The organism is Cedecea sp. P7760, from assembly GCF_013386425.1.
GTDB classification, from domain to species: domain Bacteria; phylum Pseudomonadota; class Gammaproteobacteria; order Enterobacterales; family Enterobacteriaceae; genus Cedecea; species Cedecea selenatireducens.
Window position 1 is genome coordinate 1 of sequence record NZ_JACARU010000083.1, and the last position, 8,616, is coordinate 8,616.

Annotated in this window: 10 protein-coding genes; all 10 read right to left on the minus strand. The window is 56.5% G+C overall.

Going from position 1 to position 8,616, the window contains the following annotated elements; all coding sequences use genetic code 11:
• Positions 1–301: 301 nt before the first annotated feature.
• Entirely contained in the window at positions 302–1,252 is a 951-nt protein-coding gene (locus HX778_RS23270; RefSeq protein WP_038474318.1) for a type III secretion protein, read from the minus strand.
• A gap of 180 nt (positions 1,253–1,432) precedes the next feature.
• On the minus strand, positions 1,433–1,618 hold the full coding sequence (hrpT, locus tag HX778_RS23275; RefSeq protein WP_038474321.1) for an HrpT family type III secretion system protein: 186 nt from the start codon (positions 1,616–1,618) through the stop codon (positions 1,433–1,435).
• A 9-nt stretch (positions 1,619–1,627) separates the two neighbouring features.
• Positions 1,628–3,697, minus strand: a complete 2,070-nt coding sequence (gene sctC, locus HX778_RS23280; RefSeq protein ID WP_176983188.1) for a type III secretion system outer membrane ring subunit SctC — start codon at positions 3,695–3,697, stop codon at positions 1,628–1,630.
• Positions 3,698–3,833: 136 nt separating this feature from the next.
• Positions 3,834–4,064 (minus strand): hypothetical protein, encoded by a 231-nt coding sequence (locus HX778_RS23285; protein ID WP_008460979.1) that lies wholly within the window; start codon positions 4,062–4,064, stop codon positions 3,834–3,836.
• Positions 4,065–4,150: 86 nt separating this feature from the next.
• Positions 4,151–4,771, minus strand: coding sequence for a type III secretion system stator protein SctL (sctL, locus tag HX778_RS23290; protein ID WP_176983186.1), 621 nt, complete (start codon positions 4,769–4,771; stop codon positions 4,151–4,153).
• Between the two features lie 3 nt (positions 4,772–4,774).
• Positions 4,775–5,392 carry a type III secretion protein HrpD gene (locus HX778_RS23295; protein ID WP_176983187.1) on the minus strand — a complete coding sequence of 206 codons (618 nt, stop codon included), beginning with the start codon at positions 5,390–5,392 and terminating at the stop codon, positions 4,775–4,777.
• A gap of 6 nt (positions 5,393–5,398) precedes the next feature.
• On the minus strand, positions 5,399–6,199 hold the full coding sequence (gene sctJ, locus HX778_RS23300) for a type III secretion system inner membrane ring lipoprotein SctJ (protein ID WP_038474331.1): 801 nt from the start codon (positions 6,197–6,199) through the stop codon (positions 5,399–5,401).
• 6 nt (positions 6,200–6,205) lie between these two features.
• Positions 6,206–6,619 (minus strand): EscI/YscI/HrpB family type III secretion system inner rod protein, encoded by a 414-nt coding sequence (locus HX778_RS23305; RefSeq protein WP_038482830.1) that lies wholly within the window; start codon positions 6,617–6,619, stop codon positions 6,206–6,208.
• A 65-nt stretch (positions 6,620–6,684) separates the two neighbouring features.
• Positions 6,685–6,894, minus strand: a complete 210-nt coding sequence (locus HX778_RS23310; RefSeq protein ID WP_016535500.1) for a hypothetical protein — start codon at positions 6,892–6,894, stop codon at positions 6,685–6,687.
• 94 nt (positions 6,895–6,988) lie between these two features.
• Entirely contained in the window at positions 6,989–7,963 is a 975-nt protein-coding gene (locus tag HX778_RS23315; protein ID WP_038474335.1) for a sigma 54-interacting transcriptional regulator, read from the minus strand.
• Positions 7,964–8,616 lie beyond the last annotated feature (653 nt).

Genomic DNA, 8,616 nt, shown 5'->3' on the forward strand with positions numbered 1-8,616 from the left:
CGAGTCGTTCACCGGTTCGGGGGTGACATGTGAAGCAGAGCTGGAAGTGAACGGAATATTCACAGACCATGCATAATCGCGGGTATCTGTAACTAAGAGACAGCGTTTAAGGAGAGAGTCGAATAATTTTTCTGCACTCGTATGCGCGAGCATGGTCAAGACAAAAAAAGACCGGCCTCCACGCAATTAACGCAGAAAACCGGTCAAACAGAGGGCGAAGAAGAGTCTGGCGAAATGACGTGTGGCGCCGTTAATCTGCGCACACGTCAAAAAGAACATCTGTGGACTACAGCACAATCACTCAGGCAAGCGCGGCGGAAGCCAGGTTCAGCAGCGCGCCGTGATGGTGCTTCATGGCATCTTTGATGATGTTGCCGTTAAACAGCTGCGCATCGGCGTTCACCAGCAGGCTGGAAGAACCGTTGCCCGGCGCCGTTGCGGAGCCTGGAATTGAGCCGCCCACCATAGAAGTTTTCAGATCGTTTTTTGCCGACTGGAAGGCTTTCAGCGAGTCGCCGCTCAGCGGTTTGCTGTTTTTCAGCGCATCTTCCCAGCTGGATGGGCCTTTACCGATGTGAACCAGGCCCGGCATACCGGCACCGGCGCTCTGCGGCTTGCCGTAGATTTCCGGGTGCTGGTCCATAAATTTACCGATTTCAGCGCGGGTTTCTTTAGAGCCGCCGTCCACTTTACCGCCGCCGCCCAGCATGGCGCTCAGGCCGCTGGTGTCGGATTTCACGTCATCCAGCGCCTGCAGGCCCATTTTGCTGCCTAACTGGCTGCCCATGCTGTTACCGAGCTGGTTAAAGCTATTGGCGCTGTTGGCGCTGGTGGTAGACAGCGGCAGCTGGACCAGGCCAATGCCGGTAGACGGCGACTGCAGGCCGTTGCTCATGCCGCTATTGAACGCGTTCATGTTGCCTGCGCCCGCCTGGCTGTTGAACGGGCTGTTCTGGGCGTTCACGCCCATCTGCTGGAGCACCTGCTGGAGCATCTGCTGCATGTTGCTTGCCGCCAGCGTATTCCCCATGCTCGCCCCACCCTGACTCTGCGGAGACATAAAGGTGTTGTTGTTATTGTTACCGTTCATGCCGCCGGAGAACAGCAGGTTGGTCAGTTTGGATGCAATGTCGTTTACCATCTGGTCGCCCACGTTCTTCAGCAGGTTCGCAGCCATACCTTCAGGGGTAGCATTCAGCGCCATCTGCGGTAATGCAGTGGCCAGATTCAGCATATTTCCAATCGTACTCATTAGATTACCTCAACATGACTTCGGGGTTGATACAGGCGACCAGCCCTGCTGGTTCGCAGTATAAAGACGCCTGTTAAGTGAAAAGAAACCGGCTTCGGTTCCACAAAACTGCATAACATCAGGAAAAAAATGATTTTTTTAAACGGACAGGCGTGAAGGCATCCACGCCTGCGGTAGTACTCAGCGCACCGGCATCTGCGTGTAGTCCTGCACGCCGTTACGCATGTCGCCCGGCCACCAGATGGTCAGGTGGTGGCTGTCCGACAGCGGCCGACACGCCACGCTGTCGCAGCCGTTGTCATTGCGGGTGGCGCAGCCGCTCAGGACAAACGCCAGCGCCACCAGTAACAAAATGGAAGGTTTCATAATCACTCCTTAGCGAAGGACGGGGCGCGGCGGCAGTAAATAGCTGCGCGATCTCGATGAGTTAACCGGCAGCGAAGATGAGGTCGTCAGCAGCGACTGGCGGCTACGGCGCCCTTCTCCCCGCGTGCGGTAGGCGATGTAAACTTCTGCCGACTGGCCCGGAGCAAGGTTTCCACCCGGCCACGCGGCCACCGCCAGCACGTCGTCGTCGCGGCAGTTGGACTCGTCAAAGCGCTGCGGCTTACCGCTGATATTGCGGATAAGCCCCACGCTTATCTGTACCGAAGAATTGCTGTACCACTGGCTGTGGGAGCTGTCGGATGAGAGCCCAGGCCCGACGTTACACAGTTGACCAATCCCCACGCCTTCGCCGCCCGCCTGGAAACCGGTGGGCACTTTATCTTCCGCAAGATCACGCATGGCGTTTTCGATATCGCCTTTCATCGAGCTGTAGCGCTGGCGGAGCTGCACTTCGTTCATCGCCGAAGAGAGCTGCTGGCGATCCTGCTCGTCGATGTAGCGCGTCGGGTCTACCTGGTCGCCCACCAGATGAGGCGTAATGATGAACAGGCGCTCACGCTGGGAGGTTTCATGGCTGGTGTAGGAGAAGAATTTCCCCAGGTAAGGGATGTCGTCCAGCAGCGGAATACGGTGGTCGGTGTCGCCGGTTTCACGGGAATGGAAGCCGCCCATCACCAGCGAACCGTTCTGCTGTACCAGCGCCTGAGTGCTGACCGTGGCGCGCTTAGCCCCGGTTGCCACCCCGTCATCGTTGACCTGCACCTTGCCGTCTTCCACATCCACCACCAGCTGCACCGTACTGGTTGGCCCGTTGCCGATGGCGCGGGGAACAACCTGCAGGCTGGTTCCGGCGGTGACGGGCTCAATGGTCGCCACACGCTCGCCGGTGGCGGTAATAAAGGCGGTGTCGCTCATGTCGATCACCGCCGGCTGGTTCTCCAGCGTCAGGATAGAAGGGTTCGCCACGATGGAGGCATTGCCCTCGCCTTCCATCGCCTGAATCTGGGCAAAGAAACGGCTGTAGTCGGTCACAAACAGCGTGCCCGCACCCTGCAGCATTGAAGAACCGGCGGTGATATTGCCGAACGTGCCGCTGAGATTGCTGGAGAATTTCGAAAACGCGTGGCGATCGACATCAATAATCATGGCGTCGATCTCCACCAATTTTTGCGGGACGTCGATCTGTGAGATCAGCGCCTGATACTGATCACGGCGCTTAGGATCGTCCCTGACCAGCAGGGCGTTGTTGCGCACGTCGGCGGAAACCAGCGGGTTCATTTCGCCGTCGTCATCGCCGCCCGCGCCGCGAAGTCGGCTGTCCTGGCCCTGAATCAGCCCGGAGAGAATATTGTCCGACTGTTCCTGGAATGACTTATTCAGCGTTTCACGGGAAGAGCCTTCACCGCCGGGGACGATCCCCTGCGAAGAGCGGGTGCTTTTCTTGCCCAATAATTCGTTGAGGATGCTGGCCACGCCGGGCACCAGCAGCGTTTTCTCGCGGTATTTGATTTCGCGATCGGCGACCGAAGCATACTTCAGCGGGAACGCCATCATCTCTTTGTTCTGCTTCTTGTCTTTGTCTTTGGCGCTAAAGTCCGCCACCAGCGCGACGTACTCCGGCGGACCGGTGACAATCACCACGCCATCGTCCGGCAGCTCGCCGTAGCCGAATTTGTCTTCCAGGAGCCCAACGTCACGCAGCGCCTGTTTGAGATCCGGCGCGGCATCTGCCGAGACGGTGATACGTTTTGAGGTTTCTGCCGACTGCGGGCTGACGAACAGCGAGCCGTTGTAAACGAACCACTGGAAGCGGTACTGCAGCGCCAGGCGGTCAAGGAAGGCCACGCCGCTGTCGGAACGCAGGCGTCCGTCCACCACGCTGTCGGGCACATCCCCTAAACGCAGATTCACGCCGTGGCTGCTGGCGAAATCCTGTAAGACGGTGCGCAGCGGCGTGCCCTGGGCAGAGTAAGCGTAGGCACCATTTTGCCAGTCGGCAGGCGTTTGAGCGCTGACGGCTGCGTTATAGCAACCGGCGGTAGCGGCCAGGGCAAACATGGCTGAGCGAAGTAAACGTGCGGGCTGATTCAACGACTCATTCTCCTGTAATCGACGGCACAAAGCGGTAGCCGTCCGGGGTACAAACTGCGTTAAACAACGGCTTACGGATACAAATAAGCCGTTGACGGCATAACTAGTTGATAGAGTCGATAATCTCCTTGCTCAGGCTATGCTTGAGCGACCCCAGCTGGCTGTCGGTAAAGGTCGCCGCCGCTTCTTTCATCAGGGCGTTTTTAAATTCCACCATGTCGCCCATGCTCGGCGCGGGCTGCCCGAGGGTGCTCTGCGCCAGCTCGGCAACCGAGTGGTGCAGACGAGACAGCTGGCTGTCGAGATTGCGCTGAATATCAAAGGAATTGCTCATACGTTTCTCCTCGCGTTGAAATCGCATGATAAGTGGCGGTAGAACAGCGGAGGTTCCCGCCGCGGGAAAATTAACTTTGCGGCGGCTTAATTAGCGAGGCGCAGCAAATGCTGCTGAAGCGAAGCCCAACTGATGCTGAATTCGCCCTGCGCGGTTTGCAGCAGCAGAGTTTCTGCCGCCAGCGTATCGTCCACGCAGCGTGCCCAGCCAGGCTGGGGATGCGAGGCCAGCCAGCCTGCCAGCGGCGCTTCATATTGTGAGGGGTGATAAAGGGTCACGTCCGTGGCGCGGGCGCTTGCGCCCTGAAGCTGAGTCAGCAGCGCCGTCAGCTTTTGCTGCTCGCTCAGGCCGCCAAACAGTTGCTCAAATGCCGCGCCGATCAGCGTCTGAGCCTGGCTGACAACCCCGGCGCTTTGCGTGTCCCGTTCAGCCTGCCATTCGCTAAAAAAGTTTTCAGCCCGCTGCCAGAAGTCACGTTCTGCTTCTTCAACGCGGGCGATAACGAGCCGTCCGGCCTCTTGCTGAGCTTCAGCGATTATCCCCTCCGCCTGCTGCCGGGCTTCCACCAGTAAGTCTTCGCTTCTCAGGGTTGCCAGCGCCACCAGGCTCCGCGCCTGCTGCTGCTCCAGCAAAACAGACTGCGGGAGCAGAACGCCTTCGATGAGCTGCGCGTCATCCTCTAAGGCAACTTTACGGCCAATCCACATGCTTTATTGCTCCCGTGAATAATTGTGCAATGCCATTGCCTGCCGCTGTTGAACCTGCCAGAGCGCGCCGTCCCATAGCGCCTGCAGCCGGTTTAGCGGCGGCGTGGGCTCGTTCGGAAACGCCGCTTCGCAAAGCTCAATGGCCGGCTGAGGAAAACTGAATCGTAGCCTCTGCCAGGCCGCAGGCGTGAAAAGCGGGCGAAGCAGACAGAGCACCGCGACAGTGTATTCGCCGCTGAAACAGAGGCTTGAGGGTAGCCAGACGCCGGGACGCAGGCCGCGCGTAAGCCGCTCACACCAAATACGCTGCGGCTCGTCAAGCTGCCCTGCTCCGCTGCCCCGCTGGCAAACTTCCGCCACCAGCGCAAAGAGGATCTCGCGCTGAGACGGTTCAAAAGAAGCCAGCGTGAGCAGCCGGGCATCGGGGTTGTCCGGCAGGCAATCTTCCAGCGCCAGCATGGCGGACAAGGCCTGCGGCGATTGGCGCATCAGGCTCTGGCGTCGCGCTTCGTCCAGCCTGAACCAGGGCAGCCCGAACCAGCTGGCATCGGCCTGCTGCCAGAACCCGGCCTGCCACCAGCGAAGCCAGCCCGCCGCCAGCGCGTTATCCCGCTGAATCACCGCCCGTTACCGCCGCTCTGAAGGCACAACGGCCAGTTCGGTCGTAGCCGTATTTTTGCCACGCTTCATCGCCTTTAATTTCGGCACCAGCATAAAGATGCCGCCTAACAGCAACAGCAGGCCGATCAGTGAGAAGAACAGCGCTCTGACCGTGGCATATTGCGAAAGCGTCAGTTGGAAAGGCCCTAAGGTCACCAGTTCGACGCGGTCGTGATAGACCGCTGCGGGCACAAACACCACGGACAGCGCGCCGTCGTTTTTGCCCGAAAGCCCCGGAATACTCGCCGCCACCAGCCGGCGGATCCTCGGCTCAATGCTGTCGGGGTCCATGTCCGGGGTATACTTAATGAAGACCGAAGCCGACGCGGGCTGGACCGGCTCGCCGGGCGCGACGCGTTCAGGCAGCACGACGTTCACCCTCGCCACCACAACGCCGTCAATTTGCGAAAGCGTGGACTCCAGCTCCTGGGAAAGCGCATAGATATAGCGGGCGCGTTCCTCCAGCGGGCTGGAAATAATGCCGTTTTTCTGGAAAACCTCGCCGAGGTTAGTCCGCGCCTTATGCGGTAAACCGTTGGCGTTGAGAATGCGAACGGAACGTTCGATGTTGTCCTGGGCCACCAGCACGGTCACCCCGGTTTTATCAATTTGCTTGTCGGCTTCAATCTTGTATTTCGAGAGTTCGGAAATGATGTCATTGGCATCGTTTTCGGTCAGGCCGGTATTCAGGATGACCTGTGAGTCGCAGCCTGCCAGCAGCAGGACCAGCAGCCAGGGCTGCAGGATTTTTCGCCAGCGTCGTTGCATGGTGGATTACTGCAGGTTGGTCAGTTTATCGAGCCCCGAAATGCTCTTCGAGACGATTTTGGCGTTCATCATGCTCTCCAGGTAATAGTTCGAGAGCTGGTCGTCCACCTGGTTGAGCACCAGCGGATCGGTGGAGCGCGCGGCCTTACGCAGCACGTTATTCATCTGCTTCTGGTCACCCTCCATTTGCTTAAACATGCCGGAAGCTTTTTCAAACATCGCGGCAGGTTTCCCGCCAATTCCGCCCATCACAGAAACGGCTTCAGGCTGCTCAAGCGCGGCAGAAAAGAAAGCGGCATCGCTTTGGTTCGCGACATTGTTGCCGAACGGGATGGACGACTGAGTGGCCGGGTTGGATGCAACGCCCGGAGACTCGGGTTCTGGCAAAGGCATACCTGTCGCAGGATTAAGAATGTGCATATGAGAGATTCCGCCAGCAGAAAAAGAGATCAGGGATTCACGCTGCGGCGAATCCCTGATGAGCATTAGAAGGAAATTTTGTTCTGCGCCAGAGAACTGATCATGGTGGTGGCGGAGTTCTGGTAGCCGGACACGTAGGCGTTCTTACGGTCACGTTCAGCTTTGTCCAGAGAATCCTGCATCGATTTGTTTTCGATAGAGTCCATCTGAGACTGGAAGCTATCTGCCAGGCTGCCGCTTGCGCCTGCGTTGTTACCGGTATTGACTGATGGCATGATGTTTACTCCTCGTTAATTAAACAGCAAATGTTGTGTCATTCACGGATTAAGTGGCGCGGCGTAAACGGCAGTTCCAAAAAAAACGAAAAAATTAATTTTCCTTCTCTGTCAGAGACTTAATACGTTGATAAAGCGTCCTTCTTGGGATACCTAATTCATCTGCCGCGCTGACCACCCGATTTTCATGCCGTGAAAGGCAGTCTTCTATCAGGCTATATTCAATCCGCCGCAGCCTTTCACGCAGCCGCACGGAACGCATCTCCGGGTGCACAACCTGCCCCAGCGCCGGCAGCCCCAGCACAAACCTTTCGGCAGCGCCCTTCAGCTCACGAATATTCCCCGGCCAGCGGTGCATCAACAGCGCTTCACTCAGATTTTGCTGCATCGGCGGCAGCGCGCGGTTCAGCCGAATCGCCGACTCCTGTGCAAAACGGCGGAACAGAGGAATAATGCATTCCACTCGCTCCCGCAGCGCCGGGAGGGAAATTTTTATCGTCGTCAGGCGAAAGAAGAGATCCTGGCGAAACAGCTTTTGCTCCATCAGCTGGGCCAGAGGCTTCTGCGAGGCCACGATCACCCGCAGATTGAGCGAAATCGACTGCGTGCTGCCCAGCCGGCCAACGGTTCGGGTTTCTAACACCCGGAGCAGCTTGGCCTGCAGGCTCAGCGACATGCTGTCAATTTCATCCAGAAACAGTACGCCATTGTTGGCGCTTTCAATGTACCCGGCACGAGAATGGGTGGCACCGGTGTAGGCCCCGGCCGTCACGCCAAACAGTTCGCTTTCAGCCAGCGTTTCGGGAATGGCCGCGCAGTTAATCGGCACAAAGGCGCCCCGACAGCCGGAATGTTCGTAGATACGGCGGGCAAAGGTGTCTTTCCCGGTGCCCGTTTCGCCTTCCAGCACCAAATCAACCTTTAGAGGGGCTAACGTTTGCAGCCAGATATCCAGCCCGTCGTGCACGTTTTCAGAAGGGGGCAACGCCGCTGCCGACCGTGGCATATTCAAGTCGATATCGACAGGTATATGCTTTATCTCCCAATGATTCGAACTGTTTTCTTTCATAAATCCCCCGCTGCCTGGCTTATTCAAGGTCTGGCGTATGAGTCCCACTTATGAACCATAAACGTGAACCATAAAATGATTGCTGCCTGCTGCCGTGAGTCACCTGGGCAGCCCGCTGAATTAATGAGTTTTGTTTATGAGAAGCAGCGATAACCTATCACCGAGTCGAAGATTCACAATCAGGCAAAATTTTAGCGGCCTGTAGGAATATCCCTACACTGGAATACGGAATTAACTGTTCCGATGTCTGGATGGCAGGCTATTTTTTGCGTCACATAATTATCGGGAGGCAATGCTTACTGAGGTTAATTCCGTGAGCCACGCTGAAAAAAAATGTGGATTTTACAAGGTGTATCCAAATGTATTAAAAAGAATCAAAAGTTATCAGATAAAATTTAACTCAATGATTTTTATGTATAAATTTATTAAAAACAGAAAAAACATTGTTTATTACTCACCGGCAGAGGAAAAAATGAAGTTTTTTCTGACAGGCGCAAATTGTGAGACGGATCCTCCGACAGGATTTCCTCACAATCGGCCAGAGCAATAATATATATTTACGATTATTTACAATAAGAACCCCCATCAGACATACCTATTTCGTTTTGAAATATATTTCAATTTTAGTATTTATGTTTAATTGGGAACATTCC